Genomic DNA, 21,266 nt, shown 5'->3' with positions numbered 1-21,266 from the left:
TAATGGTAGTAGCCTAATCCAACCATAAAGGAGATATCACTTTGAGCACTTCTACTTTAACACAATTTCAACGTGGACAACTAGGTCAACTTGTCTCTGAAGGGAGTACTTATCAAGTTATGGCCGACGCCTTGGGCGTTGCTAAATCAACTATTCACTATGAGTTACAACGTATTACCCCGTATAATGCTGAATTAGCACAGCTTGATGCCGATACAAAACGAAAAGCTTGTGGTCGCCATTCAATTTTAACCCCTGATAAACAACGTTTGATTGAAAATCATTTACGCTTAACTTGGTCACCTGAGATGATTGCTAGGATGTTTAATTTTGCGACTGCTTCTATCTATCATTGGCTTAATACTGGGCAACTCAACTTTGATTTAACCAATCTACCAAACCGTAACATTTATCAGAAACGCTCTAAAGAAAAACGTGGGACATTTATGACTGGTAAATCAATTGGACAACGCCCAATCAATGTTAATAATCGTTATGCTTTTGGACATTGGGAAGTTGACACTGTTTTATCAGGATGAGGTGATTCTAAAGCTTGTTTAGTCACATTTGTTGAACGTAAATCGTGTTTATTATGGGCACTTAAAGTGGCAAATCGTACTTCAGAGGCGCTAAATACTGCATTTGATAGCTTTATGGGAATCTTCGGTTCGCAAGTGAAATCAATCACCGTTGATCATGGAAAAGAATTTTCAAACTACCAAGTACTTGAAGCTAAATATAACGTGACGGTTTATTTCTGTCATGCCTATTCACCATGGGAACGTGGCAGTAACGAGTATTTTAACCGTAGGTTACGCTGGTTCTTTCCAAAACGCACAAACTTCAGTCGAATTACTGAAGATACCTTACTGGAATCACTAGACTTAATTAATAATCGCCCATTAAAAATCAACCAGCTACAAACCGCTATTGAGAAATTCCGAGCTTGTTCGGATTAAACTTGTAATTTGCCAAATTATAAAACAAAAAATAACTATCTTACTGTAAGTTAAGCTTATCCTACTTCAGTAGCGTATAATAACTACTATTACTCAAACCACACTAAGGAGGCATTTATCTTTTGAAACCCCAAAAATTAAAACTATCGGATTACTTACTCGGCTTTGGATTCGTATTATTGATGGTGGGCATTGCCACTGTCTTGAACGATGTTGAGATTATTCTACCCGAAATCGCAGCCTTAACAACGGGGCTGTGGATTTATCACGAACCGGGTTGGCTCAATCAACCCGCCAAGATATTTTGGCTGCCATCGATAACCGCCATCGTTGGGTTTGGCATTAATCGGTTGCCGCTCAGTTATGCAGTTAAAATTAGCTTACTACTACTCATCATGATTGTTTTACTTTGTTTATTTCGCTCAACACTCGCACCATCGTTTGCAACGGGGCTGTTACCGATTATCGTCAACGCCACTGAACTTTCATTCATCATTGCAATTTTAGGCTTTACGCTCACTTTGATGTTGGTCGTTAGCCTCCGCAAATTGCATCTGCAACATCCCTATCATGCCACGATTAACTATCGCGTCATGCTGGTTTTTCTAATCATTGCACTCTTATGGGTGTTAGTTGTTAGTTTACTCGGCCGGCCACAGATGGCTGCCATTCCGCCGGTACTTGTCGTCTTTTTTGAAATTCTACAAAAACCAATGTATCCAGGTAAAATGGCCATCAAGCAGATGGTTGCATTAACTGGCGCCGCCACAATCGGATTCGTCGCTTATAGCTTACTTGATTCACGGTTATTGGTAACCTTAATTGCACTGCCACTAGTTTGGGCATTACTCTATCTGCTACAAGTCAGAATTCCCGCCGCCTACGCCTTCCCTTTATTGGCCATTATTCTCCCACACCAAATGTTTCAAAGTTTGCCGCTCGTCACTTTACTGGCAACTAGTTACTTTTTTGGGGCTGCTTATTTATACCAGCAATACATTAAGCCGCGTCTCATCAGCAGATAAGCTTTACAACTTACTAACTGATGAAGAACAAGATCGACTAATCGAAAACATTCGCTTAAATCTCGGCCAAGTTACAAAACCTGAAATTCAAATCCGCGAAGTCAAACAACTCTACCAAGCGGATCCAGAATACGGTCGCCGAGTCGCAACGGCATTAAATTTAGATTTAAACCAATTTGAACACTAATCTATACAAAAAGAAGGTATCCGGCCCACCGGATACCTTCTTTTTATTTATCTTCTTTTGGAGAATCTTGTTTTGCTGCCCATTCTTTCTTGGTCATCAAGTCAGAGACATTCATTTTAATCTTCGTCACGTTTAAACCAGTCATTTGATGTACTGATTTAGCGATGCGTTCAATTGTTTGTTCGAAGATGTCTGGCGCTGATTTACCGTATTCCAAGATGGCATCCAATTCAATCGTTACTTCTTGGTTATCAATATCAGCGTCGACGCCCTTTGTCGGATCTTCTTGGTCTCTGAAACGATCAGCTAATTGACTCATCATCCCGCCTGATAATTCTAAGACGCCATCGATGTCATGCACCGTTTGGCCCGCAATTTTTTCAATCACACCATCCGAGAAGTTCAATTCTTTTTCGATTTTTTCGGTATGTTGATCCATTGTCTTATCCATCATTTTATCCATTGGTTTGTTTGGTTTATCCATCGTTTTCATCATCCTTTACTATTTTTATTGAACGCGTTTTTCAGAATCACTTTTCTTTGGATTACTGCCCTGTTGTTGCCATTCTTTCTTAGTCATAATGTCACTGACATGGCTGTTAACTTCGACAACACTCAAACCGGTCATTGATTCGACAGCTTCAGTCACTGCAGCTGTTAATCGTTCGAAAACATCCCGTGCATTCCGGCCGTATTCCAAAATAATGGTCATGTCGATTGCGACCTGTTTTTCGCCAACTTCCACACTGATGCCCTTCGTTGGATCACTATCGTTTCTAAAACGATCCGCAATATCACTGAAGAAATTACCGTTCATCGATAATAAGCCATCAATGTTTTGCGCTGTCTTACCAGCAATTTTGGCGATTACAGCATCTTCAAAAGTCAATTTGCTATTGGCCATCACTTCATCTAAATGTGCTTGTTCTACCATTTTGTCACACCTCCGTTATTTATCCTGCTTCAAGACCCGGTTAACTTGTGATCTAAATCCTTCTAAATCTTCCTTAGACCCTGTTAAACTAGCTGCAATGTAGCCGAGTAAACCAGCGATGATAATCAAGATTAAACTCATAAATCCAAAACTAATCCAAATGGCTGCCAACACTGCCCCAACAACAAAGCCCCAATAAGAACGTCTCATTTGTCTCACCTCACATCACTTTTTGCCTGATTACTTAGCGGTGATAGTTTGACATTCACTGCTTTAATCGGCATCTCAAAGATTGTTTGTAATGCTTGCTGTACCGTTTCTTTAACTGCCCGTGCTTGTTGATCGAGATCGTTGCGATCCACTGCGACCGCTTGAACGTCGGCAGTCACTTTTGGATGTCGGCCTTTAAACGTCGTATGGACTAACACTTCCTTAACACGGTGTTTTTCAATAATAGCTTGTGTCACTGTTTTTTCAACCGCTTTGCGGGAAAGTGCTAGTTCACCTTTATCGGTCTTGATGATCATTTGGCGTTTTTTCGGTGGACTGAATAATGCCAATAGCAGTAAATATAAGAAAATTAAGCCGCTAAGCACTCCTAATCCAAGTCCAAAATTACCGACCCATTGTTCGGGTAGCCAACTAAGATGCATAAATTGCTTATTGGATTGTTGTAGTGGATAGATTAATGTGATAAACCACGCTACCTGACACAACCCAAGCAAACTGGCTAAACTGATCACCACTTTAGTTAATTTATTCATGGTGTCCGCCCCTTTGTATTAGGATTTTCTACGTGTGAATAATAATGAAACAACGAAAACGACAATCACGGCACCGATAATGGATGGAATTAAGGCCATCCCGGCAAGCTGTGGTCCCCAGCTGCCAAACAATGATTGGCCTAGCCAGGCGCCGACTAACCCACCGACGATATTGCCGATCCAACCTGCAGGTAAATCACGACTTGTCAATGCCCCCGCAATCACCCCAATTAAAGCGCCAATAATTAAAACCCATAACCAATGTAACATAACAATCATCCTTTCTTGTTTTCTTAAAATATATTGCTAGTTCTCCATAAATGTAACAAATTCAACCAGCATCCGTAAAACAATACGCTTATCAATATTATTAAATTATCGTAAATGCACTTGTTTAATTAATTGATTCGCCACCGGTAACGCCGTAAATTTGACCGGTAATATAGCTTGCTGCGTTGCTTGCTAAAAAAACATATAGCGGTGCTAATTCCGCCGGTTGGCCGGCTCTTTCTAGCAATGTATTCTGCCCAAACTTAGGCAAAGCCCCTTCCAGTTGTCCTTGAGCCAACTGCAACGGTGTCCAAATCGGACCTGGTGCAACCCCGTTGACCCGAATACCTTTATCCGCTAATTGTTGCGCTAGATTGATCGTAAAATTCTTGATTGCTGCTTTTGTTGCTGCATAATCTAACAAATGCGGACTCGGATTAAAGGCTTGCACTGAAGTGGTCGTCAGAATACTGCCGCCAGCCGGTAATTGAGGCAATGCTGCTTGCACAAGCGCATACATCGCAACCACATTAACGTTAAAACTATCTTGAACTTGTTCTATTGGTAATTCGGTAATTGATGGATGCGCAATTTGTTGAGCTGCGTTTAAGACTAATGTGTCAAGTGTGCCAATTTGCTGCTGCGCGGTTTCCACTACTTGGCTAGCAATCTGTGGTTTCCGAAAATCAGCTGGGATCAATGCGATTTTACGCCCTGCATCTCGCACCAATTGAGCCACTTCTTGTGCATCCACTTCTTCACCTGGCAAATATTGCAATGCAATGTCTGCTCCTTCTCGGGCAAACGCAATTGCAACTGCGCGACCGATACCAGAATCTCCTCCGGTAATCAGCACTTTACGATCTAGTAACCGTTGTGCACCACGGTAGTGTTCTTCGCCACAATCTGGCTTGGGATGCATTTGATCTTGCAATGCCGGACTAGCTTGTTCTTGTTCTTGAAATGGCTCTGTCCGATAAAGTGTTCGCGGATCTTTTAAATCTGGTTTACCCATCTTCTTGTTCCCTCTTTTCCAATTAATCTAGATACACTGCTTTTAAATGTTCAATGTCCTGCGTTGTTAATCCTAAGGCCTGTTGTAAATAGGCTTGAGTTGAACCATAATCCTCATTGATTATGCGCTCAGCTGCGTTTAAGTAGGACTGATCAACACTCATCAATGCATGCATACTTTTTAAAAAGCCGCTTGAGGCATCTTTTTGACGTAGCGTCTTAATGCGGGCTGCAACGTGTTCCCTAGATGCTGTATTCGATAATAGATAATCATATTGGATCACATCTTCAGGTACCCCGAGTGCATTTAATAAATAATAAGCCGCCATTCCGGTACGGTCTTTGCCACCTGTACAGTGAAATAAAACTGCTTGTTGCGGATCGGCTTCAGTCAATAATCGTTCGAAGAATTGGCGATACATTCCGATTGAATAGGGATCTTGCACCATTTCTCGATAGACTTGGCGCATTTGTTGCTGCCCACCAAGCGGATTATTGGTGTAGCGCTCATAAAGTTCCGCTTCACTCGCCGTACTTTGCGTCGCATCTTCTTTAAAAATTGGCAACGATTCGTAAGATGCCGTCGTAATCTTTTTATCTGGCGCTTTTTTGCGCTCCATTGGTGAACGAAAATCCACGACATAGGTGATATGGTAGCTTTCCAAGAGCACCAATTCTCTCTTACTAAGATTCGCCAGATTCCCCGTTCTGAATAATCGATGCGGTTTAATCGAGCGACCATCCAGTGTTTGATAGCCACCTAGTTCTCTGAAATTGTAGCCATTTTTAATTGGTAATATGCGCGAAACCATCGACTCATCCTCTCTAATCAACCACTTTGGCTGCTAGGATCATTGATTATCATCCAATTTTTGAAGACACCTTTTTACCGTCTTGTTACTAAAAACACGACCATGATGATCAAATTCCAATGGCCCCCAGCTCTCACCGACGAGGGCCTCACCGTTATTCTCTCTTAAAATTGCTTCCTCCAAATCAGTCATACCTTCTAGAAAACACTTTAGATTGGCTGATTCTTTCTTAATCACCAAGCACAATTCTGGGGTCTTGACTGTACTACGACCTAACCTAACTTTCCTAATTGGGACTTCTTTTTGCATAAGCAACCTTCCTTTCATGAAATTTTTAATAACGCTACACCATCAATATAAAATAATCACATTTATTGATGCAACTTTTATGATTACGTTTTGTTATTGTTAGCACAATCATTTACCTTTACAAAGATTGTTGAAGTTGTTTAAATAAAAACAGAACACCTAAAGGAGATGGTTATTATCAACGCTATTAATATCATGTTTGCCGCAGATGAAAACTATGGTGATCAACTTCTAATCGCCATAAAGTCGGTTCTAACCCATATTTCGCCCAAAACTACTATTAATTTTTTTATTCTCGATAATGAACTCACTCCGCAAACGAAACACGCTGTTTCCAAGCGCGTCCCACGACCCAATCAAGTTGAGTTTATTGCACTTAATAAGCAGCTTTTTGAAAACTGTCCTGAAAGCAACCACATCAACAAAACGGCTTACTACCGCATTTTAGCGCCAACTCTTTTGTTGCGGAAAAAAATCGAACGTGTCTTATATTTAGATGTCGATATCCTCGTACAAACTGATCTCACGCCGCTATACAATACGCCTTTGGGCACAAATATCGTAGGTGCCGTGATTGATCCAGGACAAGCGCTCACACTGCGACGGCTCGGCATCACTCCACCACAATCGAATAACATCTACTTCAATTCAGGGGTCATGCTAATTGATACGGTTCGGTGGAATCATGCATCCATCACAGAGCGGATTTTCCACTTCATCAATCATCATGCGGATCGCTTACAATTCCATGATCAAGATGCGCTGAATGCCACTTTGGTTGGTAAAGTGAAACTACTCCATCCTAAATGGAACGTACAAAACTCATTGCTCTTTAGAAAACATGCGCCTATCAACACTGAATATGCCCATTTATTTGATGAAGCAATCGCCAACCCGGCAATTGTTCACTTCACAACACACGAGAAACCTTGGAACACTCTAAAAAGTCACCCCTTCTTAAACCAATATCAAAAGGAACTCAAACAATTACATGCGCAACAATCCGATATAATCAACATTGTATCGGCTGTCAATTCCGATTTCATCGAACCGCTGGCAATTCTATACGCCTCAATTCTTAATCACAATGACTCACATCGACACTATGCTTTTTACGTCTTAGAAGACCACCTCACCGCACGAGATAAAGCGGTCTTACAGCATGTTGTGGCTCGATTTGATGCCGACTTGACCTTTGCAGAGGTCAACGAATCTTTACTGGCCAATACTGTTGAAAGTGATCGAATCTTGAAAACGGCGTACTATCGGATTCTAATTCCCGACGTGTTCCCTCACCTCGATCGTGCACTCTACATCGATTGCGATGCGCTATGCCTCACAGATTTAGCCCGGCTATGGGATATCGACTTAGGCCAATCCTTCCTCGCTGCGGTAGAAGATGCTGGGTTCCACGAACGCTTAGAAAAAATGGCTATCGATTACCAAAGTCCGCGTTACTTTAATTCCGGTGTGATGTTACTCAATCTCAAAAAATGGCGTCAACACAATATTGTCAGCCGTGTACTCGACTTCATCAATCAGCACCCTGAGAAATTACGCTTCCACGATCAAGATGCTTTAAATGCAATTTTGCATGATCGGTGGATTCACCTTCACCCTATGTGGAATGCCCAAACAAACATTTTGATGAACACCATTACACCACCAACTGAACACCTCAAAAAACAATTCTTAGAAACCCAAAGAGAACCTGCGCTTGTTCACTTCTGTGGTCACGAAAAGCCATGGCATGCCTCATCTTCCCATCCATTCACACCACAATATCGTTACTACCGGCAACGGTTCTTAAAACAAAAAAAGCGGCTCGTTCCCTTCGCCAATCGCCGTTCCCTTTCTCAACAAGGATAACTACAAAAAAAGCGGGTGCTTAGACAAATTTATTTTTGTCTAAGCACCCGCTTTTTTAATTGCTAAAAATTATCTTTTTATTGACCGACTAAGCCATCATGAATCTTATCTAGGTTCCACTTCATCATCGTATAGTAAGTGTCACCTTGCTTCCCTCTTTGCGCGAGTGAGTCTGTAAAAATTTTCGCATAAATTGGTAACCCAGTTTCCTGAGCAACTTTTTCCATTGATTTCGGCGAAACAGAACTCTCAACAAACAGATGCTTAACATCTGAATCTGCAATTTTTGCAAGAACCGTCTTCATCTGTTCAGGTGTGCCTTGCGACTCAGTATTAATTTCCCAAATGTAAACCGGTGTGACCTGATAGGCCTTACCAAAATACTTAAAGGCGCCTTCTGAAGTCACCAAGACCCGCTGATTAGCTGGAATATCGGCGAATTTAGTTTGCGCATCAGTATGCAATTTGCGCAAACGTGCAGTGTAGCGATCCGCATTTTTGCGGTAATCATCAGCGTGCGCTGGATCTTTGGTCTGCAGCGCTTTCGTAATGTTTTCAACGTATTGAATACCGTTCGCCAAATCCAACCATGCGTGTGGATCGGGTTCTGTTTGGTTGGTTGTCAAATGTTGCACCTGAATCCCCTTGCTAGCAGCGAAAACATCCTTTTCGAATTGCTTATGCGCGATCTTAACAAGTTTTATAAACCAACCGTTGCCACCCGTTTCGAGATTTAACCCGTTGTGAAAAATCACATCTGCATCAGTCGCTTTTGAAATATCCGTCGGTTGCGGTTCATATTCATGCGGGTCAGTTCCCCGTTTCACAATACTGTAAAGTTCAATGTGGTCTTGACCAACATTATGGACCATATCTTCAAGAATCGAATTCGTGGTCACTACACGTAATTTAGTCTGCTGGTTCGTTTGTTGTTGTTTAGATTGGGCGCGGTGCTGGATGAAGCCATACACACCACCCACTAAACCAAAAACTGCGATTAACGTCACAATCATTTTTTTCATGCTGGTCGTCCTCCTTTGCGCCACTTAAGGAAACCTTGCTTAGGTGCGCAGATGAATGAAATGGCAAAGAGCACGGCTGCCATCAAAACAATCGCCGGACCAGATGACCAGTTCAATGTGTAACTGAAGTATAATCCACTGATTGCTGACACAGCACCAATCCCAGCCGATAAGAAGAGCATCGTCACTAAGCGATCCGTCCATAAAAAGGCGGTGGCTGCTGGGGTAATCAACATCGCAACGACCAAAATAATCCCGACCGTTTGTAGAGCTGAAACCGTGACTAAGGTTAGCACCAACATTAAACCGTAATGTAGCACCTGCGTTTTTAACCCATATGTTTTCGCATAGGTTTCATCAAACGAGGTAATCAATAATTCTTTGTAGAAGAATGAGACGAATAAGATCACTAAGCCTAAGACAATCGCCGTACTCATAATGTCGCTATCACTGACGGCGAGAATGTTCCCGAATAAAATATGATGTAAGTTGGTTGCACTTTCGGCCATCGAAATCAGGATAAACCCAAGCGCATAAAAGGCACTAAAGACGACCCCAATCGAAGTATCCGTCTTAATTTTACTATGTGTTGCGACAAAGCCGATTAAGACCGCCGCTAAAATACCAAATACCGATGCGCCAACCAGCACATTAATTCCCAACATGTACGCCACTGCGACACCCGGTAACACCGCATGTGAAATCGCGTCACCCATCAACGACATCCCGCGCAAAATGATGAAACTCCCGACAATGCCAGACATGATGCCGACCATTACGGCGGTCAGCAACGCACTCTGCAAGAATTCATAACGACCCAACGCACTAATAAAAGCTGGAATACTCGTCATTTTGCCACCTCCTGTGCATCAAACAAGACAGCGGATAAGTCCGCACTAAAAGCACGCTCAATGTTTTGCGCATTATAAACTTTTTCAGTTGGTCCATAATCGACGATGCCGTGGTTCATCACCACTAAATCATCGAAATATTGCGATACTTTATTCAAATCGTGATGAATGACAATGATTGTTTTACCCGCATCACGCCACTGTTTCATGATTGCCATGATCGCGGTCTCACTCTGTAAATCAATCCCAACAAACGGTTCATCTAAAATAATAATATCCGCTTCTTGGACGATGGTGCGTGCAACGAAAACTCGCTGTAATTGTCCACCTGACAACTGGCCAATTTGGCGTTGCGCAAATTCGCTGAGCGATACTTGTTCAAGTGCCGCGCGACTGGCTTGTTTTGCCTTTTTACCCGGATCGCGGAATAAGCCTAACTTGCCATACGTGCCCGTTAGCACCACGTCAAAAACGTTAATTGGAAAATTTAAATCCAAATCTTTACGCTGTTCAACGTATGCGACTTGCTTCTGAACTGCGCGCATTGGTCGATCTTGATATAAAACTGAGCCTTGCCGTGCCTTAACCAACCCTAATATTGCTTTAATCAGAGTTGATTTGCCTGCACCGTTTGGTCCAATGATGCCAGTGATTTTGCCTGCGTCAAACTGAACGGCAACATCAGTAAATACTGGTGTGTCATCGTAAGCAACGGTGAGGTTCTTAACTGATAACATAAAGAGCCTCCATTCTTTTAGGTAAACCTAACTTTTCTCACTACAGCATACATGATTTTAATGGAATTAACAAATAGTTTAGTTTAGGCTAACTTTTCGGGATTTCTGTGGAACAATGGCTTAGGATGTTTCACGTAAAACATAATAAAAGAGTCGCGCTATTTTTAAACAGCACGACTCTTGTTATTAATTAGAAATCTTCGTCAGCATCCTCATTTGAAACAGTGTATTGATAAATCCCCTTTTGACCAGATGCTAATACTTTATCTGTTAATGCATCCAATCCCAAGTTGTCACGGTTGATGAATAATTCAAGTAACATCGGTAAATTAACACCTGATACGAGTCGATACTGTGGCGCATCCCGAATGATATCAACCATCACATTAAAAGGTGTCCCACCTTTAATATCAGTCAATACAAAAATTTCAGATAGTGGTTCAAATGATGCAAAACTTTTATTAATTTGTTGGCGTAAAGCTTCTGTCGTTTCCCCCATTTCATAAGAAATAACTGCCAAATGCACTTGTTGCCCACAAATCATTTCAGCAGCTTGAACTAGACCTCTACCAGCGGCACCATGCGTACAAATCACGACTCCAATCATCTCTGTTCCTCCAGCCATTTTAATATTTCAATTGACGATAGTAACGTCTAATTTCCATTGGATGGCGGTTCAAGTCTTCGATGTGCACATCAATTCGATCATTGACCGCATGCAAGATAAATGGTGATAATGCACCGCGGAATTCTGGTGAAATCCCCGGCATGTCGTAATCTTTCGCATCGATAACCGTATAATTAGCACAGATTTGTGGGATGAAGTTAGCAACGCGTTCGCTCAATTGTCGTTGACTATCTTCTGTCACGTAAATTGTGACTGGTGTATCGCGTTCAACAATTTCGAACATCCCGTGGAAGAATTCTTGCGCTTCAATTGATTTTGTTCTGAGCCAATGTTGTTCTTCCCAATAGCACATTGCATATGAATACGTAGCACCCCATTGGTTACCAGCCCCAACAAAATAATGCATTTCATCTTCGTGATGTTGCAGTGCAAATTCTGTAGCAAATTCGTCCGCATTTTTATAAACAGCCACAACATCTTTTGCAAAGTTATCATCCATTTGTTTGTAGAATTCGTCGTATTGATCGAATTCCCCTACTAAATACATAAAGCGATCACCTACCATGAAGAACTTAAGTTGTTCATTCAATGGGTATGAAATTAAATAATCACACATCGTTGCTAAATCGGCATCTGCACGATCAACAAACCCAATTACACGTGCACCAATTTCATTACATTTCTTGACAGCTTCGACCATTTCTTGCGTATTTCCAGTAACTGAAGAAATAATCACAACCGTGTCTTTTGTCACTCGGAGATTGCCAGTTGTTAAGAACGAAGCTGCGTTTTCGTAGAATGTTTCAATTTTTGTTCTTTCTTTCATGTGAACGACCGCTTGCATGGATGATGCATAAGTGCCACCGATCCCAATCCAACAAATATTACTATAACCCTCATCATTAATTTGATCGACAATTTTATTAATGTCTGATCTGAGTGCAATTCCGCCTTCTAAGTTTGCCAATAATTCTTTTCCGTTAAATTTCAACATCTCAATTTCCTTCTTTCAATTTTTTATATTTTTGAATTTGTAATTGGATCAAAATCTGGAAAAGCTGCTACTTTTAGATTAATTTGCTTGCGCGCTGATGCGGTATAAGCCAATAAGTGAATTGGAATAGTCATAAAGAGTGGGGCTAACAACTCATCAGTTGGTAACGCTAAGCCGAGGTCGTCTTGACGATCAACTTGGCCATTCGTAATTCGGACAACCTTCGCCACTTTGCCGGTTAAAAATTTTTGTAACTTAGCGACTCGCTCTTGTAACTTCCCGTTTGGTTCAATGAAAATCACATGATCACTTGCGTGGAGTCCAATATAAGGGCCGTGCATATACTCTTCAACTTCCTTACCGAGTGCGGTAATACGCACTGTTTCTGTAATCTTAGTTTCACCTTCACGGGCCACACCGTATGTGCCACCATAACCAACGGCTCCTATGTCAAGAATCCGGACATAAAAGTACGAACAAATCGATATTGATTCTTATCAAGAAATTGATCATTTAAATCAATTTTTAGCTGAAAAGAAGGCTCATTACACAACATTACCAGCGAATTCAACGGGCACTCTATTAAGCGAAATGTTCTTCTTTTTGCTCGACTACAATCCCCAAATCAAACCCTTAAAAATTAATATCCAATACACTAAAAATTTCTATGCAGCGATGATGATTACCAAAAATCTACAAAATGTGTTCAGGTCTTCAATTGTGTTCACTGATTAGATCGAAGACGCAGACCTCATCATCTCTGATCACTACGAACATGACGAGTCTTTAAACGGACAATTCTTCTTATTCAGAAATAATTTCGAACCAGACGATTGGTCCTTATTACTGAAGAACGTATTAGCGTATATTCATACGAATTCTTTTCATAAACGACTGAATTAAAAACCACCGTACTGCTAAACAGTACGGTGGTTTTTGCGTTATTGATTTTCAAGTTGTTCTTGCAACCATTCCAGATTAACTTCATGATGCCGTTTAGAATTAGTCATCATCTTGATAAACATCGGTTGCAAGTCAGCCGGATTGGCAAGTGCCGCGTCAATCGCACGGATTTTAGCCTGTGTCTGTTCAATTTGGCTTTTTAACAGCTTATCCATCTGTTCTGGTGCCACTTGATCCGTGAATAATAGTGGTGTGTAGAATGGAAACGTAATCGGCTTATTCTGGCGACCATAATGGGCAAATTGTTGCTCAAAAGCCGTTATGCCAGCGGCCGTTAATTGATAGCGATTCTTTTCCCGCTTATCGGGCACGTCGTCCGCGACTTTTTCGATCAGTGCCTTTTCTGCCAGCTGCTGCAAGTTATAGTAAAACGAGCCCTTCGTGAAGTTCACGAAAAAAGCGTAGTATTGGCTTTCCATGTCAGCCAATAATTCGTAACCATACGCGCCCGGCTTTTTCTTTAGTAATCCCAATATTAAAAATTGAATCATTTGCCAGTCTCCTTGCCCGTTAGCTGTGCAATAAAGTCGGCATAACTCATTTGGCCAAATGCAAAATCACGACTCAATCGGTACATCTTTTCCTGCTGTGATTCTGGGCGTTGATAGAGTTGGTCTAGTTGAACCGCTTCATCTGCAAGGACGTCAGGAACATCTTGATGCTGTTCGAAAGCTTGGAAATAACGAATACCAAAACGCCGTTGCGAGGCCGCGTCAATGTGAATCCCATCTGGGTTAGCCGTTAATTCGGCAGCGTTGACCAAATAACTGTGTGGATCTTGCGCGACAACTTGCGCCATTTCGCGATTAATTTCGTTAAATTCCGTGGCGCTCGCGCCGAACCCTACTTTGCCTAAAAAGGCTGGCAATTGACCCGCAATGATTGGTAAATCAGGTTGGTCCAATGCTGCACGTAAATGATTGAAGACCGCCGTCAACTTGGCCGCATACGTTTGATAGCCACCATTTAAACTGTCACTTTCACCTTGATGCCATAACACACCGATTAACTCACTAGATTCCTGTGCAAATTTCGCCTCAGTAATCGCGTGACGCATCAAAAGTTCGTCGCTCGCCCACTCATCGATGGTGCTCCCACCTTCCGCGCAGGGGATTAACCCCAATTCTTCATCAGGATGAGCTTGCACCCACGCCGCAGCAAATGACGCAGCCGGCCCAACACCCGCAACCTCCCGATCAAAATGAATCGGTTCGGCCATCATTTGCCAGCGCCCATTGCGCAGCATCTTCACGCGCTCGTGCCGCAATCCCGGCACATCTTGAATAAATCCCCGCCCAGCCATATTCGACTGACCGACTAATAAAATTGACTTCATCATAAAATTCCTCCTGAAATTGATTTTTATAGTATAGTCTAATTAGACTATGAATGCAAAAAGAAAGTTAATTCAAAATTTGAATTAACTTTCTTAATTTACCGCCAATACTCTGCAGCAAATTCAGCTTGATTACGTTGAATTTCCAGTACTTCTTTTTCACTTATTAATCTAGATTCAGCCATCAAACGCGTATAGTTAAACTTAGAAGCACGTAATATAGGTAATATATTATCTACATTTTTCATCTTAGAGAATTCCGTCTTCGTTACTAAAATCTTATTGCCAATAAGATCAGCGTTATCAATGTTTTTATTCAGGATAATTACTTTTACTTTATCTAAATCAATCTTATCTGCTTCTTCTCTATAAAAGATATCTCTTAGAATATGTTTACTTGCCTTTTCTGTCTTAATCCTCGTATACTGAAAATCATCTTTAAATTGCTCATCTGTTAAATAATTATTTGTAATTTGCTCATTAACAGATTCAATTGACGTTATCTCATGCGTATTAACTTTAATGGCAATATTGGAAAATAACTTTTCATATTTATTAGCTACTAAACCACCTACTGTAAAGTTTCTAACAATAAATGAATAAATCTTATGCAATGTTGTTAGAATATCTGCTTCACTGAAATCATTTTTAACCAGTGCTAAAACTAATGGATGGAACGTCTTCCCTCCTAGATCTAACAATGTTATTAAGAGAGAGTTAATTTCAACATCTTCAAAGAAAATTGCGTTTTTAGGATTTGTAATAGCTTCATACACTGGCGCTAACTGATTTAAATCTTCAACTAGTTTCAAGGCGGCGCTTGAGGTTTCTATCTCATTATAAATAACCCTGTATAACGATTTTTCCGTTACGAATTGCTTGCTGGCATTCCAATAGGCACGAATAAATTTTGTCATTTTAGTCGAATCATTACCTAAATCATCTGCCATGATATCCCAGCTATTTTTAACCAAATTGATATCATTCTTAGCAGTTCGTAAAATATGATTCTTCAATAAATCACTAGCGTTTAAATCACGGCCACGTGCATTTAACGTTTCGAAAATCACAAATGCCGCAGCTTCATCTGGTGTAATCAACGTGATCACAAAGAAATTTTCCGTGAATGCCTTATATAGATTATAAACATAATCCCGTCTTTCATTTGATAGTTTGATCTTTTTTAATTCATCATCCAATTTACGACTAAGGTGCATATAAGCATCATAAACATTCTTAGTCGCACCCTTTTTAGGCTTATTCCTGGTATTAAATGCATTTCTAATCAGTATATTTTCGGTAAAATATTCATCCAAATCATCACTCTGAGTTAAATGAAATGGCCGTCTAGTACCAATTAGATCATCCTGAATAAGATTTGCAAAAAAGCCTGCCCCACTATCGTTAGATTCTTCAGAAATACTAATTAATTTATTCCGTAATATAGCTACAAATATAGTGCTAGTTGTCACACGCTGTTGGCCATCAATAATAAACAGCTTGTCTTCCGAATTATTCATTACAATTTGTCCGAAGAAATGATAAACCTGCTTATCCTCGATAACCTCTAATAAATCATTCCAAAATTCATCTAGCTGTTGCGTTTCCCATGAATACCCTCGTTGATACACTGGAATAACCATATTTTTATTTTCCTTTAATAAAGATGAAACAGATAGTTCTTGAATCGTTAGCCCGCGTGACATTTAGATACCCCCAATTATAATAGTGTCCATAGTATTTATACAAATATTAGTGTTATTATAACATTAACTAACAGCACTAAATAGATATGTTTTATATGAACCCTAGCTCCATATCTATTAAACAAAAGTATTTCACACACCTTTTTGCCGTTTCAGATCCCCATAATTAGCAGCGCTTATTCTTATTTATAGAGTTCATCTGTCTTAATATCTGATCCTAATCAGGTTATTAGGACCAGCAACATATTTTAGGAATTCACTATTCGTTTAACTGAGTATTGTACCACTGAGAGGCGCTTTTACGCTTTTCATCCCCAAAAAATCCGTATAAGTAATAACATAATCCTCAAAAACCACAAAAAACAACGGTCCCTATCCAGGACCGTTATTTTTATCCATTAAGTGAGCAGATTTTCATCCATCGCTGGTAAATATCTACCTGCCAATCCGGCAATTACCGTTAGCAAGCCAACGCTAATCAGGCCGGCCAAGTGAATCAACTGACTGGTTGTGTCAGACATTGCGACACTGCCACTGATTTGGGCAATCACGGCCGTCATGTCTTGTTGCCGCATTACGGCTAGGCCCATCAAGCCGGTGATCAAGATAAATTGCATTAGGATACTACCGAGATACGTATTCCGATATTTAATAATTAAGGTTTGGGCCGGCGTCGTGACGCCGGTGTAATAAGCGCGGTGATTTAAAAGAATGCTGTTGGCACTGCCAAAGAAACTAATCAATAAGATGCCTAATAAAATTAGATGTGGCGTAATCATCAACCACGCACCAACAACAAATCCTAGTAATTGGACTTTTAAGTCTGATAACTTCGAAAAGCGCCCTTGCACGCTCTTTCGAATAACTTGGGCTAAAATCATCCCCGCACCGTAAGTCACGTAGGCGCCTATCATCAAACTCTGATTTTGAATTGCGACAAAAATATAGAGCATTAAGAACGTTTCAAACGCCCCGTTAATTAAAGCCGCAACCAAAAGCCAACTTGGCATCTTCGTTTTAGTGCCGCGCGTGATGATCACTCGCAAGACTAGCGCGACTAACCCAATGACAGCAATGGTAATTAACAACCAGGCAAATTGGGCTTCAAAAAGGCGCAGATATCTTAGCGCAAACGCCATCGCGGTTGCCCAGACAAATAGTTCCAAGTTATTAAGTGATTTGGTTTGTGCAACAAACACCGATTCATCAAGTTGCTTCACAAACGGTTCGAAGTGTTGCATACCGATAAAGCCAATCAATACAAATAGCATGATAACAATAAAGACTAACCGATATGAAAAATGACTAGCGATGGTCAACAGACCAACCGTTATTAGGCTAAAAGCCAATAACGTTTTAATTTCAGTGCCCATAAGGTGCCATTTCCAAACCACCCGCTCGTGATAATAAACGCCCTCATAGGTTGGCATGATCACACTGGCACTGGCACCCAGGATAAAGGCCGCCATGTCCGTTAAATACAGCCAAGGCGAAATAGCCAATAGCAATAAGGCGCCAGCAGCTAGCAGCATACTGATACTAGTTATTTTAAATGAATTCTGCACGTGGCCTAGACTATTCACGAATAATAAGCCAGTTTTCAACGCGGTATAGAATAAGATATATGGCATATAAGACGCCACCGACTGCCCACTATGAATCATGGTTAAGCCAATTAAAGGGAGAATTTGAATTAACTTCGCCACCGCAAAGACAATCCCTTGTTTAATTTTTTCACTGGTCACTAATTGTTGCCCATTTGTCATCAATCATCCCTACTTTCATTGATTAGATGGTACCTTATATTGCGTCTGATTTCAAAGAACTACCGTTAAAAGCCTAAATTGATTGCACAAAAAAACACCGTAAGTCGTTGAAACGACTTGCGGTGTTTTGCTTGGGATTTTATTCCCATTCCACTGTTGAAGGTGGCTTGCTCGTAATATCGTACACGATGCGGTTGACGTGATCGACTTCGTTAACGATTCGCACAGAAACCTTTTGCAAGATATCCCATGGAATCCGTGAGAAGTCAGCTGTCATGCCGTCGATTGAGTTAACGGCACGAATCCCAACCGTGTAATCGTATGTCCGGCCATCACCCATGACACCCACACTACGGATGCCTGGTAAAACTGTAAAGTATTGCCATACAGTTTTATCTAAGCCAGCGAGTGCAAATTCTTCACGGAGAATTAAATCACTATCACGGACAATCTTTAATTTGTCTTCAGTGACTTCACCGAGGACCCGAATCCCAAGGCCAGGGCCTGGGAATGGTTGGCGCCATACGAGTTCATATGGCATGCCTAGTTTTTCACCAAGGTCACGGACTTCATCTTTAAATAATGTATTTAAAGGTTCAATTAAGCTAAATTGCATGTCTTCTGGTAAACCACCAACGTTATGATGTGATTTGATGGTTGTCGCAGTACTTGTACCACTTTCGATAATGTCAGTGTATAAAGTCCCTTGCGCTAAGAAATCGATTCCGTTTAACTTAGTTGCTTCTTCGTCGAACACTTGGATAAATTCGTTACCAATAATCTTCCGTTTCTTTTCTGGATCAGAAACGCCAGCGAGTTTACTCATGAAACGGTCTTTAGCGTCCACTTGGATGATGTTCAACCCAAATTTACCGCCAAGACTTTCCATCACTTGTTCAACTTCGCCTTTTCTGAGTAAGCCGTGATCAACAAAGATGCTGACCAATTGGTCGCCAATTGCGCGGTGTAATAACACCCCAACAACAGATGAATCAACGCCACCTGAAAGACCAAGAAGGACTTTCTTGTCACCGACTTGTTCGCGAATCTTAGCGATTTGCATGTCGATGAAGTCGTTCATTGTCCAGTTATCTTGGGCACCACAGACACCAAATGCAAAGTTCTTCAAAATATCGTTCCCGAATTCAGTATTCCGCACTTCGGTATGGAATTGAATCCCATAAATCCGACGTTCACGGTTTTCGATGGCGGTGAAAGGTGTATTATCACTTTCAGCAACCGTTACGAAACCTTCTGGAATCGCTGTGACTTTGTCACCATGACTCATCCACACCGTTTGTTTTTCAGGAAGACCTTTGAATAAGTCACTGTCTTTGTCAGTGACTGTAATTTCAGCCTTACCATATTCACGTTCTGTTGATGCTTCAACATTCCCGCCGTTCTTAAAACTGATCAACTGCATCCCGTAACAAATCCCGAGAATTGGAATCCCTAGTTCAAAAATTTCGGGGTCAACTGAAAAGGCACCATCATCGTAAACACTCATTGGGCCACCAGAGAAAATAATTCCCTTAGGGGCGATCTTCTTGATTTCTGCTGCTGTTGTCGTGTTAGGCAACAATTCAGAGAAAATCCCGAATTCACGGATACGACGTGTAATCAATTGATTATACTGACTACCGTAATCTAATACGATAATCTTATCGAAATCTTGCATGTCCTTTTGGACCAAACAACTCACTCCTCTTTTTAAAAAGCAATTTGGTATGAACAAGTAACACCAAATTGCTAGATTCATAACACTAAGTCAAACTATAATGTATCTATTTTACTGATTAATAATGAAAACGTCAATGGATTGACGGCCTTCCTGTGAAAAAACTCATTCTATTATTAATATTTACGTAGGAATACCTTATCAATCACGTGATGTTTCGTTTTATGCAAAATGACATCGGCACGATTACGCGTTGGTAAGATATATTCGTTTAAATTTTGTAAATTAATGTCACGCCATACCCGCCGCGCCATCTTGAATGCACTCTGTCGGTCACTGATGGCGTATGGATAATAGTAGTTGGTCGGATCATCTTTGGCTAAATCGAGTAATAGATCGAAACGTTCAAGGAACCACTTCTTGATTAAGTCGGCTTGCGCATCGACATAAATTGAAAAGTCGAAGAAGTCACTGACGTAAATCTGCTCAGTTGATGGCAACTGTAGTACGTTAATTCCTTCAACAATTAAAATATCTGGATCGTCAATCACGTCGAACTCGTCGGGCACAATGTCGTAAATCTGATGTGAATATTTCGGTGCTTTGACTGGTCCAACATTATTTTTGACCGCATTCATAAATTGAATTAGATGCGGCATATCATAACTTTCGGGAAAGCCTTTTTTATCAAGAATTCCTTTTTGTTTCAGCGTGGCTGTCGGATATAAGAACCCATCAGTCGTAATCATTTGAACCTTCTTATCCGGGTAGGCCCGGCTGAGAAGGAGTTGCAACAAGCGCGCCGTCGTACTCTTGCCGACCGCGACGCTCCCAGCGATGCCAATGATAAATGGTGTCCTATGTGGCTTAATCTCTAGAAACTCAGATTTTTCGGCCTGGCGCATCTGGTACTGTTCATAGTGCATCTGTATCAGATGCCGTAATGGCAAATAAATATCACTCACATCCGCAAGTGAAATCCGATCATTCAATCCCCGAATCTGTTCCAGCTCCGTGTCCGTGATGCCAGTATACGCGTCACCGCGGCCATGAAAAACCCGCCACTCATCACGCGAGATTTCATAATATTTCATCTCGTTCTTCATCCGACAATCCTCCAATACTAAACGCATCCATTTTAACATTAAAAACAGAGTGCGTCATCTTGCGATGGCTCCTATGTCAAGAATCCGGACATAAAAGTACGAACAAATTTGACTTTCAATTTAAATTACTTAATTTAATTTTCGGAGGCCGAAGTTTTAGTCCCGTTCAGATTTTAAAAACGCTTTAGAGTAGGCAAATTCTATAATTAATCCGAACAGAAATTAAAAAGCCCAAAGCAATCACTTACAATGGTAGTAGCTAATTCCAACCAATATAGGGAGTGATTACTTTGGGTACATCTACTTTATCACGTTTTCAACGTGGCGCACTAGCAC

The 21,266-nt window shown here is 41.0% G+C and carries 23 protein-coding genes and 1 pseudogene; 4 read left to right on the top strand and 20 right to left on the bottom strand.

Translation table 11 applies throughout. The features are described from left to right. The first annotated feature begins 41 nt into the window (after positions 1-41). The 3 genes and pseudogenes from ACF1X7_RS08230 to ACF1X7_RS08220 all read left to right on the top strand — a co-directional run bounded on the left by ACF1X7_RS08230 (position 42) and on the right by ACF1X7_RS08220 (position 2,171). Positions 42-959 (top strand): annotated as a pseudogene (locus ACF1X7_RS08230) (IS30 family transposase). Positions 960-1,081: 122 nt separating this feature from the next. Then, entirely contained in the window at positions 1,082-1,984 is a 903-nt protein-coding gene (locus ACF1X7_RS08225; protein ID WP_004270665.1) for a hypothetical protein, read from the top strand. Then, complete coding sequence (locus ACF1X7_RS08220; protein WP_411162657.1) at positions 1,929-2,171, top strand: catalase-related domain-containing protein; 243 nt, start codon at positions 1,929-1,931, stop codon at positions 2,169-2,171. Before ACF1X7_RS08225 ends, ACF1X7_RS08220 begins: the two co-directional genes overlap by 56 nt. A gap of 43 nt (positions 2,172-2,214) precedes the next feature. On the opposite strand, the gene ACF1X7_RS08215 is transcribed toward ACF1X7_RS08220, so the two are convergent. The 8 genes from ACF1X7_RS08215 to ACF1X7_RS08180 all read right to left on the bottom strand — a co-directional run bounded on the left by ACF1X7_RS08215 (position 2,215) and on the right by ACF1X7_RS08180 (position 6,274). Further along, a complete protein-coding gene (locus tag ACF1X7_RS08215; RefSeq protein WP_100069789.1) occupies positions 2,215-2,655 on the bottom strand; it encodes an Asp23/Gls24 family envelope stress response protein in 441 nt (146 codons plus the stop codon). 24 nt (positions 2,656-2,679) lie between these two features. Beyond that, the gene (locus ACF1X7_RS08210; protein ID WP_004270662.1) at positions 2,680-3,105 is read right to left on the bottom strand and encodes an Asp23/Gls24 family envelope stress response protein; all 426 of its coding nucleotides are present in this window, start codon (positions 3,103-3,105) and stop codon (positions 2,680-2,682) included. Positions 3,106-3,120: 15 nt separating this feature from the next. Then, positions 3,121-3,315, bottom strand: a complete 195-nt coding sequence (locus ACF1X7_RS08205) for a hypothetical protein (RefSeq protein ID WP_004270666.1) — start codon at positions 3,313-3,315, stop codon at positions 3,121-3,123. A 5-nt stretch (positions 3,316-3,320) separates the two neighbouring features. Then, positions 3,321-3,869, bottom strand: coding sequence for an alkaline shock response membrane anchor protein AmaP (amaP, locus tag ACF1X7_RS08200; protein ID WP_004270667.1), 549 nt, complete (start codon positions 3,867-3,869; stop codon positions 3,321-3,323). Between the two features lie 18 nt (positions 3,870-3,887). Further along, positions 3,888-4,139 (bottom strand): GlsB/YeaQ/YmgE family stress response membrane protein, encoded by a 252-nt coding sequence (locus tag ACF1X7_RS08195; RefSeq protein WP_004270655.1) that lies wholly within the window; start codon positions 4,137-4,139, stop codon positions 3,888-3,890. 124 nt (positions 4,140-4,263) lie between these two features. Further along, the gene (locus tag ACF1X7_RS08190) at positions 4,264-5,154 is read right to left on the bottom strand and encodes an SDR family oxidoreductase (protein ID WP_004270650.1); all 891 of its coding nucleotides are present in this window, start codon (positions 5,152-5,154) and stop codon (positions 4,264-4,266) included. A 22-nt stretch (positions 5,155-5,176) separates the two neighbouring features. Continuing rightward, positions 5,177-5,965 carry a tyrosine-protein phosphatase gene (locus tag ACF1X7_RS08185; protein WP_064776825.1) on the bottom strand — a complete coding sequence of 263 codons (789 nt, stop codon included), beginning with the start codon at positions 5,963-5,965 and terminating at the stop codon, positions 5,177-5,179. A 39-nt stretch (positions 5,966-6,004) separates the two neighbouring features. Next, complete coding sequence (locus tag ACF1X7_RS08180; RefSeq protein ID WP_039098674.1) at positions 6,005-6,274, bottom strand: hypothetical protein; 270 nt, start codon at positions 6,272-6,274, stop codon at positions 6,005-6,007. Positions 6,275-6,469: 195 nt separating this feature from the next. Between ACF1X7_RS08180 and ACF1X7_RS08175 the strand changes: the two genes are divergently transcribed. Then, positions 6,470-8,143, top strand: a complete 1,674-nt coding sequence (locus ACF1X7_RS08175; protein ID WP_411162659.1) for a glycosyltransferase — start codon at positions 6,470-6,472, stop codon at positions 8,141-8,143. Positions 8,144-8,220: 77 nt separating this feature from the next. Here ACF1X7_RS08175 and ACF1X7_RS08170 read toward each other — a convergent pair whose 3' ends face one another. The 12 genes from ACF1X7_RS08170 to coaA form a co-directional block, all read right to left on the bottom strand. Continuing rightward, positions 8,221-9,165 (bottom strand): metal ABC transporter substrate-binding protein, encoded by a 945-nt coding sequence (locus tag ACF1X7_RS08170; RefSeq protein WP_411162656.1) that lies wholly within the window; start codon positions 9,163-9,165, stop codon positions 8,221-8,223. Further along, positions 9,162-10,016, bottom strand: coding sequence for a metal ABC transporter permease (locus ACF1X7_RS08165; protein WP_411162655.1), 855 nt, complete (start codon positions 10,014-10,016; stop codon positions 9,162-9,164). Before ACF1X7_RS08165 ends, ACF1X7_RS08170 begins: the two co-directional genes overlap by 4 nt. After that, complete coding sequence (locus ACF1X7_RS08160) at positions 10,013-10,753, bottom strand: metal ABC transporter ATP-binding protein (protein WP_411162654.1); 741 nt, start codon at positions 10,751-10,753, stop codon at positions 10,013-10,015. The genes ACF1X7_RS08165 and ACF1X7_RS08160 overlap by 4 nt, the downstream gene beginning before the upstream one ends. Before the next feature lie 190 nt (positions 10,754-10,943). Continuing rightward, positions 10,944-11,360: a PTS sugar transporter subunit IIA gene (locus ACF1X7_RS08155; protein ID WP_411162653.1), complete on the bottom strand. Its 417-nt coding sequence runs from the start codon at positions 11,358-11,360 to the stop codon at positions 10,944-10,946. 19 nt (positions 11,361-11,379) lie between these two features. Next, positions 11,380-12,375 (bottom strand): SIS domain-containing protein, encoded by a 996-nt coding sequence (locus ACF1X7_RS08150; RefSeq protein ID WP_411162652.1) that lies wholly within the window; start codon positions 12,373-12,375, stop codon positions 11,380-11,382. 23 nt (positions 12,376-12,398) lie between these two features. Next, positions 12,399-12,824 carry an SIS domain-containing protein gene (locus tag ACF1X7_RS08145; protein ID WP_411162658.1) on the bottom strand — a complete coding sequence of 142 codons (426 nt, stop codon included), beginning with the start codon at positions 12,822-12,824 and terminating at the stop codon, positions 12,399-12,401. A gap of 492 nt (positions 12,825-13,316) precedes the next feature. Continuing rightward, positions 13,317-13,829 carry a PadR family transcriptional regulator gene (locus tag ACF1X7_RS08140; RefSeq protein WP_065825143.1) on the bottom strand — a complete coding sequence of 171 codons (513 nt, stop codon included), beginning with the start codon at positions 13,827-13,829 and terminating at the stop codon, positions 13,317-13,319. Next, the gene (locus ACF1X7_RS08135; protein WP_411162651.1) at positions 13,826-14,677 is read right to left on the bottom strand and encodes a sialate O-acetylesterase; all 852 of its coding nucleotides are present in this window, start codon (positions 14,675-14,677) and stop codon (positions 13,826-13,828) included. The genes ACF1X7_RS08140 and ACF1X7_RS08135 overlap by 4 nt, the downstream gene beginning before the upstream one ends. 95 nt (positions 14,678-14,772) lie before the next feature. Then, complete coding sequence (locus tag ACF1X7_RS08130; protein ID WP_411162650.1) at positions 14,773-16,380, bottom strand: DUF262 domain-containing protein; 1,608 nt, start codon at positions 16,378-16,380, stop codon at positions 14,773-14,775. Positions 16,381-16,778: 398 nt separating this feature from the next. Then, on the bottom strand, positions 16,779-18,146 hold the full coding sequence (locus ACF1X7_RS08125; protein ID WP_411162649.1) for a hypothetical protein: 1,368 nt from the start codon (positions 18,144-18,146) through the stop codon (positions 16,779-16,781). A 139-nt stretch (positions 18,147-18,285) separates the two neighbouring features. Further along, a complete protein-coding gene (guaA, locus tag ACF1X7_RS08120) occupies positions 18,286-19,824 on the bottom strand; it encodes a glutamine-hydrolyzing GMP synthase (protein WP_065825911.1) in 1,539 nt (512 codons plus the stop codon). Between the two features lie 176 nt (positions 19,825-20,000). Continuing rightward, positions 20,001-20,930 carry a type I pantothenate kinase gene (gene coaA, locus ACF1X7_RS08115; protein ID WP_089557280.1) on the bottom strand — a complete coding sequence of 310 codons (930 nt, stop codon included), beginning with the start codon at positions 20,928-20,930 and terminating at the stop codon, positions 20,001-20,003. Positions 20,931-21,266 lie beyond the last annotated feature (336 nt).

Origin of the sequence: Latilactobacillus sp. VITA-14 (assembly GCF_046580785.1) — a bacterium.
Classification (GTDB): Bacteria; Bacillota; Bacilli; order Lactobacillales; family Lactobacillaceae; genus Latilactobacillus; species Latilactobacillus curvatus.
The sequence above is the reverse complement of the archived record's forward strand: the minus strand, read 5'-3'. Positions and strand labels throughout refer to the sequence as shown.

What these genes read in the sequence shown, in the direction of transcription:
- ACF1X7_RS08215 (WP_100069789.1), bottom strand. Translation starts at nt 2,655, where the DNA reads ATGGATAAACCAAACAAACCAATGGATAAAATGATGGATAAGACAATG.
- ACF1X7_RS08210 (WP_004270662.1), bottom strand. Translation starts at nt 3,105, where the DNA reads ATGGTAGAACAAGCACATTTAGATGAAGTGATGGCCAATAGCAAATTG.
- ACF1X7_RS08205 (WP_004270666.1), bottom strand. Translation starts at nt 3,315, where the DNA reads ATGAGACGTTCTTATTGGGGCTTTGTTGTTGGGGCAGTGTTGGCAGCC.
- amaP (WP_004270667.1), bottom strand. Translation starts at nt 3,869, where the DNA reads ATGAATAAATTAACTAAAGTGGTGATCAGTTTAGCCAGTTTGCTTGGG.
- ACF1X7_RS08195 (WP_004270655.1), bottom strand. Translation starts at nt 4,139, where the DNA reads ATGTTACATTGGTTATGGGTTTTAATTATTGGCGCTTTAATTGGGGTG.
- ACF1X7_RS08190 (WP_004270650.1), bottom strand. Translation starts at nt 5,154, where the DNA reads ATGGGTAAACCAGATTTAAAAGATCCGCGAACACTTTATCGGACAGAG.
- ACF1X7_RS08185 (WP_064776825.1), bottom strand. Translation starts at nt 5,965, where the DNA reads ATGGTTTCGCGCATATTACCAATTAAAAATGGCTACAATTTCAGAGAA.
- ACF1X7_RS08180 (WP_039098674.1), bottom strand. Translation starts at nt 6,274, where the DNA reads ATGCAAAAAGAAGTCCCAATTAGGAAAGTTAGGTTAGGTCGTAGTACA.
- ACF1X7_RS08175 (WP_411162659.1), top strand. Translation starts at nt 6,470, where the DNA reads ATGTTTGCCGCAGATGAAAACTATGGTGATCAACTTCTAATCGCCATA.
- ACF1X7_RS08170 (WP_411162656.1), bottom strand. Translation starts at nt 9,165, where the DNA reads ATGAAAAAAATGATTGTGACGTTAATCGCAGTTTTTGGTTTAGTGGGT.
- ACF1X7_RS08165 (WP_411162655.1), bottom strand. Translation starts at nt 10,016, where the DNA reads ATGACGAGTATTCCAGCTTTTATTAGTGCGTTGGGTCGTTATGAATTC.
- ACF1X7_RS08160 (WP_411162654.1), bottom strand. Translation starts at nt 10,753, where the DNA reads ATGTTATCAGTTAAGAACCTCACCGTTGCTTACGATGACACACCAGTA.
- ACF1X7_RS08155 (WP_411162653.1), bottom strand. Translation starts at nt 11,360, where the DNA reads ATGATTGGAGTCGTGATTTGTACGCATGGTGCCGCTGGTAGAGGTCTA.
- ACF1X7_RS08150 (WP_411162652.1), bottom strand. Translation starts at nt 12,375, where the DNA reads ATGTTGAAATTTAACGGAAAAGAATTATTGGCAAACTTAGAAGGCGGA.
- ACF1X7_RS08140 (WP_065825143.1), bottom strand. Translation starts at nt 13,829, where the DNA reads ATGATTCAATTTTTAATATTGGGATTACTAAAGAAAAAGCCGGGCGCG.
- ACF1X7_RS08135 (WP_411162651.1), bottom strand. Translation starts at nt 14,677, where the DNA reads ATGATGAAGTCAATTTTATTAGTCGGTCAGTCGAATATGGCTGGGCGG.
- ACF1X7_RS08130 (WP_411162650.1), bottom strand. Translation starts at nt 16,380, where the DNA reads ATGTCACGCGGGCTAACGATTCAAGAACTATCTGTTTCATCTTTATTA.
- ACF1X7_RS08125 (WP_411162649.1), bottom strand. Translation starts at nt 18,146, where the DNA reads ATGACAAATGGGCAACAATTAGTGACCAGTGAAAAAATTAAACAAGGG.
- guaA (WP_065825911.1), bottom strand. Translation starts at nt 19,824, where the DNA reads ATGCAAGATTTCGATAAGATTATCGTATTAGATTACGGTAGTCAGTAT.
- coaA (WP_089557280.1), bottom strand. Translation starts at nt 20,930, where the DNA reads ATGAAGAACGAGATGAAATATTATGAAATCTCGCGTGATGAGTGGCGG.